1 protein-coding gene (cut by a window edge) is annotated in these 19,614 nt (G+C 43.7%); it reads left to right on the forward strand.

The genetic code is table 11. The features are described from left to right. On the forward strand, nucleotides 1–19,611 hold the 3' portion of the coding sequence (locus tag HDE68_RS05570) for a non-ribosomal peptide synthase/polyketide synthase (protein WP_183879704.1). It extends 14,016 nt beyond the left edge of the window; 19,611 of the gene's 33,627 nt are visible here — the last part of the coding sequence; the start codon falls outside the window, past its left edge; its stop codon occupies nucleotides 19,609–19,611. The last annotated feature ends 3 nt before the right edge of the window (nucleotides 19,612–19,614 follow it).

Consider the following 19,614-nt stretch of genomic DNA (forward strand, 5'->3'; position numbering starts at 1 on the left):
TCCGCTCCGCTGATGCGTATCTGTCTGATTCAGCTGGATGAAACCCGTTATCAATTCTGCTTAACCCATCATCATATTTTATTAGATGGCTGGTCTATGCCAGTATTAATGGAAGAATTGCTGACTAATTATGAATATCTGATTAGTAAAAAGGCTATACCCGTTGTTGCAGAAGACCGTTATGAAAATTATATCCGTTATATAGAGCGTCAGGATAAAGAACAGGCAACTGCTTACTGGCGCAATTATCTTGATGGGCTGGAAGAAGCAACCTTACTGCCTTTTATCAATAGCTCATCGGACCGTACAAAAAGTAACAGAGAATACCTGGAAGAAATCCTGCAGCTTGATGCTGAATTCACAACGCGTTTAACACGTTATGCACAGCAAAACCGGGTAACTATCAATACCCTGATGCAGGGAGTCTGGTCATACCTGCTTTACAACTATACGGGCAGGAAAGATGTTGCCTTTGGTATTGTCGTATCTGGCCGTCCTGAAGATTTGCCAGGGGTAGAAAGTGCAATAGGTATGTACATCAACACTTTGCCGCTACATGGAAAAATTGATTTATCACAGGATATTGCAGCAGGATTACAGAAAATACAGGCAGAACAACTAGAAAGCAGAGCTTATCAATATACCAGCCTGAGCGAAGTACAGCGATTATCAGGTATCACAGGAAACCTGTTTGATACATTAATGGTTTTTGAAAATTATCCGGTTAGTCAGGCATTGGCCGCGCAACAATGGAGTTTGCAAATCGAAAACCTGGATGTTGGAGAACAGCATACCAATTATCCGCTGAGTATCATTGTAATGGCCGGAAAAGAGATAGCTGTCCATTTCAGTTATAATGATTTATTAGAGGAGAACTATATCAAACTCATAGCTGGTCACTTTAAGAATGTACTGAACCAGGTAGTTTCTTCAGGAAAGCTGAATTTTAGCGATCTTAACCTGTTGACAACGGCCGAGCAGGGACAGTTGTTAAATGATTTCAATGCAACAGGCATTTCACCATTACCTGACAGAACTGTTATTGCCCGTTTTGCTGAACAAGTGATTCTGCAAAATGACCGCCCGGCTATTATTATGGGAGCAGATTCATGGAGTTACCGTGAACTGGATGAGCAATCGTCTCGTTTTGCGCATTATCTGATTGAAAAAGGAGTAAAACCAGGGGATTTCGTTCCTGTTTGTCAGGAAAGATCGGCCAGTATTGTGATCTCTATCCTCGCTATTGTAAAAGCAGCAGGGGTATATGTTCCGATTGATCCGCGTTATCCGGCCGAACGTATTCAGTATATGTTAACCGATACCGGTGCAGGGTTACTGATCACTAACGAAACCTTATTGACAGGTTTATCTGCAATTATGCCTGATCTGGAGTTAATTAACCCTGAAAACTTACAATTGGATGTTTATGCTACCGTCGCACCGGTTATTCCTGTTACTTTAGAAGATCTGGTTTATGTGATTTATACTTCCGGATCAACCGGGCAGCCTAAAGGTGTACAAAGTACCCATGCCGGACTTTCCAACCTGGTGAGCTGGCATCTGGAATGTTTCGAACTGAACAGCGAAAGTAGAATGACCGCAACAGCGGGAATTGGTTTTGATGTTTTCGGCTGGGAAATATGGCCTGCGCTGAATGCAGGTGCTGCATTGTATATAATCAGTGATGAACAAAGATTGTCGCCATCAGGTTTAGTAACTTATTACCTGGAGGAAAGTATCACACATAGTTTCCTTTCAACTGTTTTAATCCCCGAATTTGTAGCAGCAAGCAGAAATCGTTCATTAGCCTTAAAATACCTGCTTGCGGCCGGAGATAAATTAGCGGCTGTCAACCTGGATGGTTTAGGTTATCAGGTTGTGAATGCTTATGGACCTACAGAAAATAGTGTCATCACTACCAGTTACGTGCTCAGGGCTGCGGATGGAGAAACTTCGCCTCCAATTGGTATCCCGGTAAGCAACACACAATTGTATATTGTAAACGCAGAAAATAAACTCTGTCCTGTTGGTGTAGCCGGAGAACTGTGTATTAGTGGTATCGGTGTATCTACAGGTTATCTGAACCGCAAATCACTAACCGATGAGAAATTTACAGCTAACCCATTCCATCAAAATTGGGGAGCAAGAATGTATCGGAGCGGTGATTTGACCCGATGGTTACCCAATGGGAATATTGAATTTCTGGGCCGTATAGATGATCAGGTTAAAATCCGTGGTTACCGTATCGAGTTAGGGGAGATCGCAAACGTATTACAGCAAAACGCAGCAGTGAAACAGGCTGTGGTATTGGCTAAAACTGACGACAGAGGTAATAAACAATTGGTAGGTTATATTGTACCGGAACATGTTTTTGAAAAAGAAAGCATCATCAGCTATCTGAAAGGCAGGTTACCTGATTATATGATTCCTGCGCTATGGGTTTCTTTAGAAAAACTGCCATTGAACAGTAATGGTAAGGTGGACAGAAAAAAACTGCCTGAACCAAATATAAGCAGCATGCGTAGTTTGAACCATGTTGCACCAGGAAATGCAACAGAACAAACACTGGCAGAAATCTGGCAGGACTTGCTGCGCATAGAGCAGATAGGTATCCATGATAATTTCTTTGAGCTGGGTGGTGATTCAATTATTACCATACAGGCTGTTAGCCGTGCAAAATGGGCTGGTTTAGAATTTCAGCCTAAAGACTTATTTGTAAACCAGACTATTGCCCGTTTAGCTGCACTTTTACAGGTTGCTAAAGCACAGCTGATCAAAGGAGAAGAGGGGGTTTTATGTGGAAACAGCGGGCTGCTGCCTATACAGTCATGGTTCTTTGAGGATGGCGGTACGGTAACTTCTCATTTCAATCAGCAGATTCTATTAAATATAGCGAAGAATACAGCTGCAGCTTTACTTGCTGATGCGGTCAAAAAATTGGTAGAATACCATGATGCGCTGCGTTTTGTTTATCAGCAGACAGCAAATGGCTGGGAACAGCGTTATGGAGATTATGCAGGAGAATTGAAGATCACAGATCTCACAGAAACACCTGCTGATTTATTGGCTGATGCGATTACAACTGAAAGTAATCTTGCACAGCAGAGTTTGAATATCGAAAAAGGTATATTGATCAGGGCTGTTTTGATGCAGACACCGGAAGATGAACCTTATAACCGTTTATTGGTTGTGGTACATCACCTTGCGGTAGATGGCGTGTCGTGGCGGATCTTTTTAGAAGACCTGACTTTATTACTTCAGTCACCGAAACAGGAATTAACTGCTGCTAAAACTCATTCTTACAGACAATGGCAGGAGTCACTTGTGGCATACAGTACCAGCCGCAGTTTATTGGCTCAGGAAGCTTATTGGAAAACAGCTGCACAACAATTTATCCCTTTAAAAACAGAGCAGCAGGATGCGGGTGAAATCAGTGCTGCTGATACTGCAAACTATGTGGTTACTTTAAATAGTAAACAAACACAGCGTTTATTACAGGAAGTTCCAAAAGCCTATCATACCGAAATCAATGATATCCTGTTAAGTGCACTGGCGTTAACTTTATCGGAATGGAATGGGCAAAGTAAGGTGTCAATTGGTTTAGAAGGTCACGGCCGTGAAGATATTGGTGCAGATAGCGATACCAGTCATACTATTGGCTGGTTCACGACGCTTTATCCGGTATTACTGGAAGTTGGAACAGCAAGAGGATCAGCTAGCGTAATCAAAAACATTAAAGAACAATTACGCCGGATCCCTGTAAAAGGTATCGGATATGGCGTCTTGAAATATATCAGTAAATCTCCTTTGCTGCAAAGCAAAGACCCATGGGATGTGGTGTTCAATTATCTTGGACAATGGGATAATGCTGCGGGTGGAGACGGGCATTTGTCTGCTGCTAAAGAAGATACCGGGGCTGCTGCAGGAGATGACTTCATTTTCCGTGATAAACTCGCTATCAATAGTTCGGTTCGCAATGGCGAACTGGTTATTGACTGGGGATATAGTGCTAAACACTTTACCGCAGCAGGAATTCAGAAAATGGGTGAGTCTTATTTGTCCTATTTACAAACCCTGATTGATCATTGCGTAACTCAGGATACAACTATTTATACGCCTTCAGATTATGGGCTTGGTGACTCAGTTACTTATCAGGAGCTGGACAGCTTCCTGGATGAAAATTATCTTCAGACAACACGCAGAAATCAGGTAGAACGGATTTATCCATTAAGTGGTTTACAGTCTGGTATGTTATTCCACGGTCTTTATGACGGTGAAGCGGGTAACTACGTAGAACAATTTACCTCAGTACTGAATGCTGTTGATGAAGCAATTTTCATAAAGAGCTGGAATTGGGTGATGCAGAGACATACGATTCTGCGCAGTGCTTTCTATGCGAATACTTTTAATATCCCTGTGCAATGTGTTTATAAAGAGGTAGCTATGCCGTTAACGGTTTTTGACTATCGCCATATGGATGATACGGCACAAGAAACAGCGATTCAGGAATATGCTGCTGCCGATCGTTTAGGGGGTTTTGATTTTACAACAGCTCCGCTGATGCGTGTTTGTCTGTCAAAACTGGACGATAACCGCACACATCTGCTTTGGACATTCCATCATATCCTACTGGATGGTTGGTCTATGCCAATTTTATTACAGGAACTGCTCGAAATATATGAAGCTTTAGTGACAGATCAGGCAACACCTGCATTGACTGAAGACCGTTATGAAGATTATATCCGTTATATCCGTCAGGACGATAATGGAAAGGCAGAAGCACATTGGAAAAAATACTTACAGCATATTACAACAGGTAGTTTGCTTCCTTTTGTAAATACTACCGCTGACCGTACCAAAGGGATCGGGGCTTCCAGTTTAAAACAACTCTTTGTCAGTGCAGAAACAACTACTTTATTAGCTGCTTATGCGCAACGGAATCATATTACTTTAAATACTTTAATGCAAGGTGTATGGGCTTATTTATTAGCACAGTATACCGGGCGTAACGAAGTATCTTATGGGGTAACCGTATCTGGCCGTCCGGAAGCATTACCGGGAATTGAACAGGCCGTAGGTATGTATATCAATACATTAATACTCACAGCTACTATAACTGAATCCCCGCTGTCAGAATGGTTACAGTCCTTACAGGTGACCCAACTGGATAACCGTGAATACCAGTATACCCCATTGAACGAGGTGAAACGCTGGGCTGCTGCAGAAGGAGAATTGTTTGATACTTTATTGGTTTTTGAAAACTATCCGGTTAGTGAGGTTCTGGCTGCACGTACCTGGAAATTGCAACTGGATGATGTGAAGGTTACTTCACAAACCAATTATCCTTTATGGCTGGTTATTATGGCCGGAGCGGAAATCACAATCCGTTTTGAATACAATACCGGGTTACTGAATGAAGACCAGGTGAATAGGATTGCAGGTCATTTTGACCAGGTCTTATTACAACTGGCAAATCCGGATGTGGTTACACCAGGAGATCTTGTTTTACTAACGGATAATGAACGCGGTGAACTTGCTTTATTTAACAGTAAAACTGTCCCTTATGCAGAGGAAGAAACCTTTGTCAGTTTATTTGCCGCACAGGTTATCCGTACGCCAAATGCGACTGCGCTGGTTTATGAAAAGGATTCGGTTACTTATCAGGAGCTTGATGAACGCACTAATCAGCTTGCACATCAGCTGCAAAGTAAAGGAATAAGGGCAGGGGCATTTGTACCTTTATGTATCGAACGCTCTCTGGATATGATTGTCGGGCTTATCGGGATACTGAAAGCAGGTGCTGCCTATGTTCCTGTTGATCCTGATTTTCCGCAGGACAGAATTAACCATATGCTGGCCGATACCGCTGCTACTATAATTGTAACCAGTAGTACTTGTCTGAATTTGCTGATCGAAAGCAATGCTGAGGCAATTATCCTGGATAAGGCTATATTGGGAGAATATCCGGTTACCGCGGTAAAGGAATCTGTTGATGCTTCCGGTCCGGTATATGTAATTTATACTTCTGGCAGTACAGGCAAATCAAAAGGAGTAATCCTTACCCACCGGAATCTTGCAGATTATTTAGCAGGTTTACAGGATGCACTTCCAATAGCAGAATGCCGTTCATTCGGTCTGATGTCCAGTATCGCTACCGATTTGGGGAATACAGTATTGTTTACTGCATTCTTGAATGGAGGGGCTTTACATCTATTCTCTAAAGCAGCAATTACAGATCCATATCAACTGAAAAGCTATCTTTCTGAAAACCCGGTAGACTGTATTAAAATTGTTCCGTCGCATTGGAAAGCGCTTGCAATGCCTGATTTCTTATTGTTGCCGGAAAAACTGCTCATTTTTGGAGGAGAGGCACTTTCAGTAGAATTGATTAATAAAATCAGGGATTATGGAAGTAATTGTACGGTTGTTAACCATTACGGGCCTACAGAAACTACAATTGGTAAGCTATTACATATAGTGAAAGCCGGTTATCCATACCAGGAAAATATCCCGGTAGGTAAACCATTCTCTAATACCAAAGTATATGTTGTGAATGCCAGCGGACAATTATGTCCGGTAGGCGTACCCGGAGAATTACTCATCGGAGGAGACGGGGTTGCATCCGGGTATCTGAACAATACAGAATTATCAGCAGAGAAGTTCATCAATGACCCATTCTCTGAGACTAGCGGTATCCGTTTCTATCGTACAGGAGATACGGTTAAATATTTAGCTGACGGTAATATTCTGTTTATCGGACGTGTTGATGACCAGGTTAAAATCAGAGGTTACCGGATAGAGCTGGGAGAAATAGAAACTGCACTGGCCGGATGCGTAGAATATGTTCATCAGGCTGTTGTACTGGCAAGACCAGACGATGCGGGTAATAAGCGTTTAGTGGGTTACATTGTGCCTGAGGGTGATTATAACAAAGATGCAATTGTCGCTTATCTGAAAAACAGGTTGCCGGATTATATGATCCCGTTACTTTTTGTGGAACTGGAAAAAATTCCGCTGACAGCTAATGGAAAGGTTGATAAACGTGCTTTACCTGAGCCTGATGTCAATACCTTAATAGCTAATGATTATGTAGCGCCGCGTAACGAAACAGAAAATACATTAATTGCGATCTGGCAAGAAGTATTACGTCTGGATAAAATAGGTGTGCACGATAACTTCTTTGAACTGGGGGGAGATTCTATTATTACCATTCAGGTAGTAAGCAGAAGCAGAAGAAGCGGTTACGTGTTATCACCTAAAGATATATTTACCTGTCAGACTGTTGCCCGTTTATCGGCACAGCTTGCTGTACAGGAAAGCAATAAAGTAAATGCAGAGCAGGAAACCCTTTCTGGAAATAGTGGGTTACTGCCCATCCAGCAAAAATTCCTGAATGGTCTTAATCCTGTCAAATCATTCTATAACCACCATATCACGTATGCAATAAATAAAGAGGTTGCTATTGAGGTATTAGCTGCAGCAGTCGCTGATCTTGCAAATTATCATGATGCGGTTCGTTTCGCCTATCAGCAGACAGCAGCAGGGTGGGAGCAGGTTTATACTGCTCAGGCTGCGGGACTTGAGGTTATTGACCTGCAAGATAAGGATGCAGGGGAATTCAGTTTAGCACTTGCTGAACAAACAGCGCGCTATCAGGAAAGTCTTGAGCTGGAAACAGGCATTTTATTCCGTGCGGTGTTATTCCTGTCGCCACTGGCAGAACATCAGTTACTGTTTATTATTCATCACCTTGCGGTAGATGGGGTTTCATGGCGTATCCTTTCTGATGACCTTGAATTGTTGTTGCAGCATCCGGGACAACCGGCAGTAGCAGTATTGGGTGCTAAAACAAGTTCTTATCGTCAATGGTATGCAGCTTTAGCAGCTTATGGCGACAGCCGTAGTTTACAGCGTCAGCAGGATTACTGGAAAGAGGTTTCAGGACAATACGTGCCTTTAAGGACTGATCATCAAACAGAAGAGGTGATCAGTATTTCAGACATGGATACTGTGGTGGTTCAGCTGGATAGTTTAACTACCGGCAAACTCCTTCATGATATTTCATCAGTTTACCATACAGAAATCAATGATCTGCTGTTAAGTGCTCTGGCGCTTACTTTAGCTGACTGGAACAAAACCTCAAAAATTTCTATCGGACTGGAAGGTCATGGCCGTGAAGAAATTACACAGGATATCGATACCAGTCGTACTGTGGGTTGGTTTACCACCATTTACCCGGTGCTGCTGGAAACCACAAATGATCATGTCCTGTTAATTAAACAGGTAAAAGAAACATTAAGACAAATCCCTGATAAAGGATTGGGTTATGGGGTGTTGAAATACATCAGTCAGAACAAGCCCTTACAGGCTAATGATCCCTGGGATGTGCAATTCAATTACCTGGGACAAGCTGGTGCGGGCAAAGTTACAGGTAAACTTGCTCACCCTCAATGGGAAACATTCGGTTCGGCCATAGGCGGTCAGACTCCTGTTTCGCAGCCGCTTTCTGTGTTAGGGATTATTCAGGATGATAAACTAGCGTTATACTGGAGTTACAGCAACAAACATTTTAACAGCGAAAGCGTAGAAGAAATGGCTGCGGCTTATCTGAAAAACCTGGAGTCACTGATCAATCACTGCAGTGCACAGCAGCAAACAAATCATTATACCCCTGCTGATTTTGGATTGGCAGGATCAGTGAGTATTGCAGAACTGGACCAGTTCCTGGACCTGGATTTCAAAGGGAAACCGCGCAGGGAACAAATAGAAAGTATTTATAGATTAAGCGGTTTACAGGAAGGAATGCTGTTTCACGGGATATTTGATGAGCAGACCAGCTCTTCTTATGTTGAGCAGTTTTCAGGAGAGTTAACCGATCTGGATACTGAGGCTTTCATCCAAAGCTGGAATTACTTACTGAAACAACATTCTATACTCAGAAGTGGTTTCTATGCCAATGCTTTTGCAATCCCTGTTCAATGTGTTTACAGGGAAATTGAAATGCCGGTTACACTGGTTGATTACAGCGATAAGACCGCTAAACAACAACAGAAAGCTATCAGGAACTATGAAAAAGCAGATCTGAAACAAGGATTTGACTTTACCGGGGCTCCGCTGATGCGCATCTTCCTGATGAAGCTAAGCGAAACCAAATACCACCTTTGCTGGACTTATCACCACATTCTAGTAGATGGATGGTCTATGTCAGTATTGATGGGGGAATTATTGAAAGCCTATGAACTACTAAAGGCAGGTAAACAATTGCCTGTTCCGGCAACTGACCGTTATGAAGACTATATCCGTTATATCGAAAGCCGTGATTCAGATAAAGGAGAAGATTACTGGCGCAATTATCTGGCAAATGTGAGTGAAGGTACTTTGCTGCCATTTATCAGTGCAAATACAGATCGTAACAAAGGGATAGGCGCATACCGTACGCATCACCTGGTGTTGGATACGCAAACGGCTTCCCGTTTATCGGGATACGCACAGCGTCACCGGATCACGATGAATACACTGGTACAGGGTGTATGGGCTTACCTTTTGTATAGATATACCGGTCGTACTGAAGTCACTTATGGGGTAACCGTATCCGGAAGGCCTGATAATTTAGCAGGTGTGGAACATGCAGTAGGGATGTATATCAATACGTTGCCGTTCCATGCCCGTATGGACGAATTACAGGCTGTGGCCGCATGGCTGCAAACGATCCAGGGTGAGCAGCTGGAAAGCCGTGAATATCAGCATATGGCATTGAATGAGATTCAGCGCAAAGCTGGTATTCCGGGAGATCTTTTTGACAGTTTACTGGTATATGAAAATTATCCAAGCAGTCCGGTAGCAAGTCAATCGCTAAGTTTACAGGTTGATCATGCACGAAAAGAAGAGCATACAAATTATCCGCTTGGTATAGCTGTAATGGTTGCAGAAGAAATCACAGTTCATTTTAGTTATAATACTACATTGATCGCTCAGGGGTATATGGAAGCGATTGCCGGTCATTTTGAAAAAGCTATATTGGCTATGACCAGTGCAGACCATCTCTTGTTGAAAGACATTGAAATACTCTCTGCCTTTGAAAAACAGCAACTGATCCATACTTTCAATGATACTGCCTCAGTTTTCCCTGAATCAAATACAATTATCGATCAGTTCAATGCCCAGGTAGCCCGAACACCAAATGCCCCTGCGTTTATTACAGATCAGGTCACAATGACCTATCAGGAACTGGATCAGCAGGCGGGCCGTCTGGCAAATTACCTGCTTGACCGGGGTGTTGGCGCAGAAACACTGGTTCCGTTATGTCTGGAAAGATCTCCGGAAATGGTGATCAGTATTATGGCCATCCTCAAAGCAGGTGCAGCTTATGTGCCAATAGATCCTGATTATCCACAAGACAGAATCCGTTTCATGCTTGAAGATACTGCTGCGACTGTAATGATCAGCAGCAGTCAGTCTGCAGATTCATTGCCGGCAGAAGGGCTTCATGTGATCAGGCCGGATGCAGAATGGGAGCAGATCAACAAATATGACACGGTTGTCAATGTCCCTTTAAGTGCAGATAACCTGGCTTATGTGATTTATACTTCCGGTTCTACAGGTAAACCAAAAGGTGTGCTGATAGCGCATAAAGGTGTGGTTAGTTTGGCTTTAAGTCAGAAAAATGCACTGCATCTTACTGAGGGGACCAGGTGTCTGCAATTCGCTTCTTTTGGTTTTGATGCATCCTGCTATGAAGTATTTAATACCCTGCTGAGCGGAGGGATATTGATTTTACCACAAAAAGAAGACTTGCTTTCTGAGGATAGTTTTGGTGCTTTCGTCCAAAGACATGGTGTAGAGGTGGTTCTTTTACCGCCGTCTTATCAGCATATTGTTAAAGACGTTTTAGGGCCGATTACTACAATCATATCGGGAGGGGAAGCATTAAACAGAGAAGATACACGTTATATCAGTGCTACGGGGGTACGTGTGCTTAATGCCTACGGCCCTACAGAAAATACAGTAGTGACAACGCTGACCGATCAGCCTATACAGGAAGATAATGTGGTGGTGATCGGTAAACCCATAGCAAATGTACAGGCTTATATCAGGTCTGAAAACGGACAATTATGTCCGGTAGGTGTTGCCGGTGAACTTTGTGTGGGTGGTATTGGTGTTGCCCGCGGTTATCTGAACCGCCCGGAACTAACAGCCGAAAAATTCATTGCAGATCCTTATTCAGCTCATGCCGGTGCCCGTTTATACCGTACAGGTGACCTTGCACGCTTCTTGCCGGATGGTAATATCGAATATCTGGGACGTATTGACGACCAGGTAAAAGTTAGGGGGTTCCGTATCGAACTGGGTGAAATTGAATCAGTACTGCAACTCTGCGGTTTGGTTAATGCAGCGGTTGTTGCTGTTAAGCCTGATCTGAATGGAAACAGCAGATTAATAGGTTATATTATTCCTGAGGGTGACTTTGACAAGGGAGCTATTATCGCTTACCTGAAAGAAAAGCTTCCGGAATATATGATACCTGCTACGCTGTTGCCAATAGCAAAAATACCTTTAACCCCTAATGGGAAGGTCGATAGGAAAGCCCTTCCGCAGCCGGATAATAATACTTTAACAACAGGTAATTATACTGCCCCGCGAAATATACTGGAAGAAAACCTTGCACTCATCTGGCAGGATTTACTGTCTGTATCAAAAGTTGGTATATATGATGACTTCTTTGAGCTTGGCGGTCATTCCCTGCTTGCTATGCGGGTTATTTCGGCACTTCGTAAAACATTGCAGGTCGAAATAACGGTTAAAGCCTTATTCACACATAAAACAATAGCAGAATTAGCTGTTCATATCAGCGGACAGGCTCCGCACACAGCCAGAACAACTATTGAGAAAAAAATAAGACCTGATTATATCCCGCTTTCTTTCAATCAGGAAAGACTATGGTTTATTGATCAGTTAGAAGGAAGTATACATTATCATATTCCTGCTGCATTGAGATTAAAAGGGCAGCTCAATAGAGTAGCTCTGGAACAGGCTATACGTCAGTTGATTAATCGGCATGAGGTATTGAGGACTGTGATGCTGGAAGAAGATGGAAAGGCCCGGCAGCATGTACTGGCAGAATATTTATGGCAATTACAAGTAACAGATTTAACAAATCAGCAGCAGGATTCCTTGCATGATAATATCCGTGAGCTGATTATGACGCCATTTAATCTGGCTGCAGACCATATGCTTCGGGCAAATCTGATCTTACTGGATACTGAAGATTCTGTATTGGTATTGACCATGCACCATATTGCTGCTGACGGTTGGTCGGTAAGTATCCTGGTTAATGAGCTTGCAGCTTATTATGAGGCTTTTACTTCTGGTAAAGTGCTTGAATTACCTGAATTAGCTATCCAGTATGCAGATTTCGCGATCTGGCAAAGAGAACAGCTGACTCCGGTAGTACTGGATAAACAGCTGGCTTACTGGAAAAAGCAATTGAGTGGTACAGAGCCCCTTCAATTGCCGGCAGATTTTCAACGCCCGGCAATGCAGAGTAAAAATGCCGCCAGCTATGCTTTCGTGATTAAACCTGAGATACTGGAGCAGCTTCATTTACTTTCACGTAAACAGGATGCAACGCTATTTATGACTTTGCTGGCTGTTTTCAAAGTATTGTTGTCACGTTACAGCGGACAGGAAGATGTTTGTGTAGGTACTTCTATTGCAGGCAGGGTACAGCAGGAAACTGAAAACCTGATTGGATTCTTCGTGAATACACTGGCCCTTCGCAGTCACCCTGATATGAATGTTTCTTTCAAAACATTTATTCAGCAGGTCAAAGAAACTACATTGGATGCTTATGAAAACCAGGAACTGCCATTTGAAAAAATAGTAGAAGCGGTTGTGAAAGAAAGAGATCTGAGCCGTACGCCTTTATTCCAGGTGATGTTTGAATTACATAATACACCTGAAATGCCTGAATTGAGTTTGGGAGAAGTTATGGTCTCACAAGAAGACATTGATTCGGCTACTGCTCAGTTTGACATGACTGTAAACATGCTGGAAAGCAACGGAGAGTTAAACGGGTATATCACTTATTGTACTGATCTGTATAGTGAAGCTACTATTAAGCGATTAAGTATACACTTCGAAACTTTGTTGAATGCGGTTATTGCTTCACCAGATAGTCTTTTGGGACAACTTTCTATGCTCACCAGCGCAGAACAGGAGCAATTGCTGAATGTGTTTAACGATACAGCCACTGTTTATCCGCATGAACAAACAGCGGTCAGTATTTTTGAGGCACAGGTTTTAAGAAGCCCTGCATCGCCTGCCCTGGTTTTTGAAAATCAGGTTTATACTTATCAGGAATTAAATGAGCGTTCTAACCAGCTTGCGGGCTACCTGCGCAGCAAAGGGATTACAATTGACGCATTAGTGCCTATTTGTCTGGATCGTTCGTTAGAAATGGCCGTAGCGATTTTAGGTGTTCTCAAAGCAGCAGGGGCTTATGTTCCGATTGATCCGGGTTATCCTGAAGACAGGATCAGCTTCATGCTTGAAGATACGAATGCTTCGGTTGTAATTACAACCAGCGACCTGAAAACAAGTATCGGGGCTTTTGCTTCAGCAGATACAGTTTTACTGGATACTGATTGGGAGAAAATCAGCACCTGGGCGGTTACCGCACCATTGAATCCTGCCAGACCCGCAGACCTGGCTTATGTGATTTATACTTCTGGTTCAACCGGCAAACCTAAAGGGGTTATGGTGGAACATGCAGGGATGTTGAATCACCTGTATGCTAAAATCAATGATTTACAATTAACAGCAGAAACGGTGGTTGCTTTTACCGCTTCTTATACTTTTGACATTTCCGTCTGGCAGTTGTTCTCAGCATTGCTTTGCGGTGGTAAAACAGTGATCTATTCTTCGGCAGGAATCCTGGAGCCAGCGCTACTGATTGATGCAGTTGAAACTGATGGGGTTACAATTTTGGAATTGGTTCCATCTTATTTAAATGCTGTTTTACAGGAGAATATATCAGTTCACCTCAACAAATTATCTTACTTACTGGTTACTGGTGAAGCAGTCAGTCAGCCTTTACTGGCACAGTGGTTTGCCCATCCGCACTATGGGCGTATCCCTGTTGTGAATGCTTACGGACCAACCGAAGCATCGGATGATATCTGTCATCATATCATGTATGAGACGCCATTACGGATCAGTGTTCCTGTGGGTAAACCGGTACAGAATATGCGTATTTATGTGCTATCTTCCGGCGATCAGCTTTGCCCTGTGGGTGTACCAGGTGAGATCTGCGTAGCTGGGATTGGTGTGTCCAGAGGCTATCTGAACAGGCCTGATCTGACTGCCTCGCGTTTTGTAAATACGCCATTTGAAGAAACAGGCAGGATGTACCGTACCGGAGATTTAGGCCGCTGGTTACCTGATGGCACAGTTGAATATCTGGGCCGTATGGATGACCAGGTTAAAATCCGTGGTTTCCGTATCGAGCTTGGAGAGATCGAAAATGTCTTACAGCAGAACGAGGCTATCTTACAGGCAGCTGTCATTGTAAAAACAGATGAGAGTGGGAATAAACGTTTGGTCGCTTATGTAGTAGCAGAAGGTGTTTTTGACCGTGAAGGGACTGTGAGCTGGTTAAAAAATCATTTACCGGAGTATATGGTCCCCGGGCTTTTTGTTGCGCTTGATGAATTACCGTTAACAGGAAATGGTAAAATAGACCGTAAAGGTTTACCCGATCCTGATATGGGTTCTTTACAGACGGGTGCTTATACCGCTCCGCGTAACGGGCAGGAAGTTATCCTGGCCGGCATCTGGCAAGAGCTGTTGCATATCCCTAAAGTGGGTATTTATGATAACTTCTTTGAGCTGGGAGGAGATTCCATTATTACGATTCAGGTAGTTAGCCGTGTACGCCGCGCAGGTTTCAGTATGCATCCGCGTGATTTATTTATCCATCAGACCATAGCTGGTTTATCGGCTTGTATGGCGGCAGAATCAGAAAGTGCTTCTTCTGGTGAACAAGGTTTATTAGAAGGGGAGAGTGGTTTACTGCCTATTCAGCAACATTATTTTGAATCTGGAAACAAGGAACTGTCTCATTATAACCAGAGCGTTTTCTTCAGTATCGATAAAACCGTCACTTCATCAAGGCTAAATGAAATTATCAATCAGCTGGTTGCCGCACATGACGCCCTGCGTTTTACTTATGAGCAGACAGGAGAGGGTTGGAAACAGGTTTACGGCATATCATCCGGATCACTTGAGATCAATGATCTGAGGAGCTTAAAATCGTCAGAACTGGCACAAACTATTGCTGCACATAATGACAGATATCAGGCCAGTCTGAATATCTTAAAGGGCACACTTTTACGTGCCGTACATATTCTTACTCCGCAGACCACACCACAAAACCGCTTATTGCTGGTGATCCATCACCTTGCGGTAGATGGCGTTTCGTGGCGTATCCTGCTGGAAGACTTTGAACAGTTATTGGCACACAAACCATTACCTCAGTATAAGACTGCTTCTTACCGTCAGTGGCATCAGGCATTAGTGAATTACAGCGCCAAAAAAACGGTGCAGAATCAACGCGGGTACTGGGAAACAGTAGCCGCATCTGCCAGCCCGGTGCGTACCTCTCATGTCTGGCCGGGAGTGATAACCGGAGCAGAAATAAAACGGCATACGACGAAATTAGATGCCTTGCATACCCGCCGGTTATTGCAGGATGTACCCCGTGCATACCACACTGTAATCAATGACTTATTACTAACCGCACTAGCACAAACTTTAGCGGACTGGAATAAACATTCCACTGTGGTGATTGGTTTGGAAGGTCATGGCAGGGAAGACTTTATTCCGGGTGCTGACATCAGCCGTACGGTTGGCTGGTTCACCAGTTTATACCCGGTTATGTTGTCCGTTACTGCAGATGCAGATCCTGGTTTACAGCTGAAACATATTAAAGAACAACTTCGTTTAGTTCCTGATAAGGGGCTGGGTTACGGAGTTTTAAAATATATAGATAAGATTCCTGCCTTACAGGGGGCCGATCCGTGGGAAGTTGAGTTTAACTACCTTGGGCAAATGGATAACATGGCTCAGCAAGAAGGCAGTTCATTGCTGTCAGGCGCCTCTGAGTCTTCGGGTAAAGCCATGTCCGACAGTCATCCTGTCAGGGAACTATTGTCGATAAACAGTGTGGTACAGGATGGGGAATTGCAGGTAAACTGGAGTTTTAGCAGCCGTCATTTTACCCCGGATGCCATTGCAGAAATGTCATTGGCTTACCTGGAGAATCTGGAAAACCTGATTGCACATTGTATCACAGTAGAGACTCCGGTATTCACTCCGTCAGATTATAATCTGGGTGAAGAAATCACCAGCCAGGAGCTGGATAAATTCCTGGATGCAGACCATCATGGGGCACCGCGGAAATTGCAGCTGGAGAGTATGTCCCGTTTGAGTGGTTTACAGGAAGGTATGCTTTTTCATAGTCTGTATGATGATCATGCGGGTGCCTATATTGAACAATTTACAACAGTCCTTACGGGCGTTGAACCAGAAATTTTTACTAAAAGCTGGGAGCAGCTACTACGTAACCATAGCATTCTGCGCAGTGGGTTTTATTACAATGAATTCAAAATACCTGTACAATGCGTTTACCGTGACGTGAAAATACCTGTCAATATAGTGGATTGCAGAGGAATGAGCAAAGAAGAACAGGAGGAATACATTCATAATTATGAACAGGCCGACCGTTTACAAGCTTTTGATCTGACCGCTGCGCCACTGATGCGTATTTATCTGATCCGTTTAGAAGAGAACCGTTACAGGTTATTCTGGACCTATCATCACGTGCTGCTGGACGGCTGGTCGCTTGCTGTATTGATGATGGAGCTGGTTCAGGTTTATGAGCAACTGTTTACCGGAAAAACCGCGTTACCATTTGCTGAAGACCGTTATGAAGATTATATCCGGTATATAGAACGTCAGGATAAAGAAGAAGCAACAGCCTACTGGAAGAAATATCTGAATGGTCTGGACGAGCCGGGCTTACTGCCTTTTATCAGTGTGACCGCAGACCGTACCAAAGGAATTGGTTTGTATAAAAATGAAAAGCTTCACTTTGACCGGGAAACGACCACCGAAATTACCCGTTATGTACAGCGTAACCACATTACCGTAAACACGTTAATGCAAGGGGTATGGGCATACCTGTTATCCCGTTATACCGGAAATAAAGATGTGGTATATGGGGTGATTGTTTCAGGCCGCCCTGATGATCTGGCAGGAGTAGAACAACGGGTAGGGATGTATATCAATACCCTGCCATTGCGTGCCTCTACAGAAACCTCAAAGCCAGTTTCAGCCTGGTTACAGGACATACAGTCCGATCAGATCAGCAGCCGTAACTACCAGTATACCACATTAAATGATATCCGCAGGTGGTCTGCGGTATCAGGAGAATTATTTGATACGCTGCTGGTATTTGAGAATTATCCTGTAGATAAAGCACTTTCGACAAAATCATGGAAGCTTGAAACTGAAGATGTGAGCATGAATGAACAGGGCAATTATCCGTTCGGTTTGATCATAGGAAGTGGTGAAGTGACCAATATTACTTTTAATTACAACAGTACGCTGCTGGATACCGCCTTTGCAGCAGCTATTGCCGGACATTTTAAAACGGCATTACTATACATTATAGCGCAAGAAAATGCCACGTTAAACGATGTTGAGATACTATCAGAGGCCGAAAAGTCTAAGCTATTAAAAGGTTCATCCGGTAGTTCATTTGCTTATCCTGCTGATAAAACAATAACTGATCTTTTTGAAGAACAGGTATTCAGGCTGCCTTCGGCAACTGCGGTGATTTTTGAAGATAGAAAGCTTACTTACTGTGAATTGGATGAGCTTTCCAATAAACTGGCTAATCACCTGGTGGGTATGGGTGCAAAACACGATACGCTGATCCCGTTGTTTATAGAAAGATCTCCTGAAATGCTGGTGGGCATACTTGCTGTAATGAAGGCAGGGGCAGCTTATGTGCCAATTCTTCCGGATTCGCCGGCAGAACGTACTGCTTATATCCTTTCGGACATAGGCGCAACGATGGTATTGAGCAGTACAGCAAGTGCAGCTTCCTTACCGGTAACAGGTTTACCTGTTATCTTACTGGATGACAGCGAATCACTATTGGCGGAATACGCCTTAACGGCACCGTCAGTTAAGCGTTCATCTGCTGATCTGGCTTATGTAATCTATACTTCCGGTTCAACAGGCCTGCCAAAAGGAGTATTGGTAGAGCATGGCGGAGTAGTCAATCTGGTGAGCTATCTGAGCGAGAAAAACAGTATGGACAGCAGGGATAAAGTTTTGCTGTTCTTTAACTATAATTTTGATGCTTCGGTAGAGCAGATCTTCCTTGCCTTATTCAACGGTGCTGCAGTGGTACAGCTGGATGAAGCAACGCGTTTAGATCCCTCAGCACTTGAAAATCTGTTGATTAGTGAGAAAATTACCCAGATTGCTGCGAGTCCCGGGTTCCTGGAGACCATGAATGCGGGAAGCTATGGCGGGCTTAGACGCGTCATTTCAGGTGGAGAATACTGCCGTGTTTCACTGGCAGAAAAATGGAAACCCTATGTAGCATTCTACAACCACTACGGGCCTACAGAAACTTCAATTGCAGCCCTCAGATATGAATATCCGAAAAATGATGTACCGCATCAGGAGGGAGTGCCGATTGGCCGTCCTGTAGGCAATACGCGGGCTTATCTGCTGGATGATCAATTGCGTTTGGTTCCGGCAGGGGTAACAGGGGAGCTGTATATCGCTGGTGTACAGGTGACCAGGGGTTATCTGAATCTTCCCGAACAAACAGCGGCGAGCTTTAGTGCAGATCCTTTTGTAAGCGGAGAACGCATGTATAAAACCGGAGATGTCTGCCGGTTACTGCCCGACGGTAACCTGACTTATGTAGGCCGTAACGACGATCAGGTGAAAATCCGTGGTTTCAGAATTGAATTGGGTGAGATCGTTAATGCGCTGGAACAGAGTGGGCTGGTGGCCCAGGGAATTGTAATCGCCAGACAGGATGATTATGGAAATAAACGCCTGGTTGGTTATGTTGTTCCTGGAAATGTGGCATTTGATCAGGATGCTGTAATGCTGTTCCTGAAAAGCAGGTTGCCCGACTACATGGTCCCGGCCATATGGGTTGTATTGGATCAGCTTCCATTAACCAGCAATGGTAAAATCGACAAGCGGGCGCTTCCTGATCCTGATATGAATGCGATGGTGGCGAATGAATATGTTGCTCCGCGAAATGAACTGGAACAAAATCTGGCCGTGATCTGGCAGGAACTGCTTGGATTAGCGCGGGTTGGTGTTCATGACCACTTCTTTGAACTGGGCGGGCATTCGTTGCAGGTCATGCGTATGATTTCAGCTATCCGTAAAGAAATGCAGGTAGAAGTGTCTGTAAGGACGCTATTTGAACTCACAACGATCGATGCACTGGCTAAATATATCCAGATCAATAACAACGACCTGGACGATGAAGATTCCACAACAATAGAATTATAAACC

The sequence above is a fragment of the Pedobacter cryoconitis genome (genome assembly GCF_014200605.1).
GTDB lineage: Bacteria > Bacteroidota > Bacteroidia > Sphingobacteriales > Sphingobacteriaceae > Pedobacter > Pedobacter cryoconitis_B.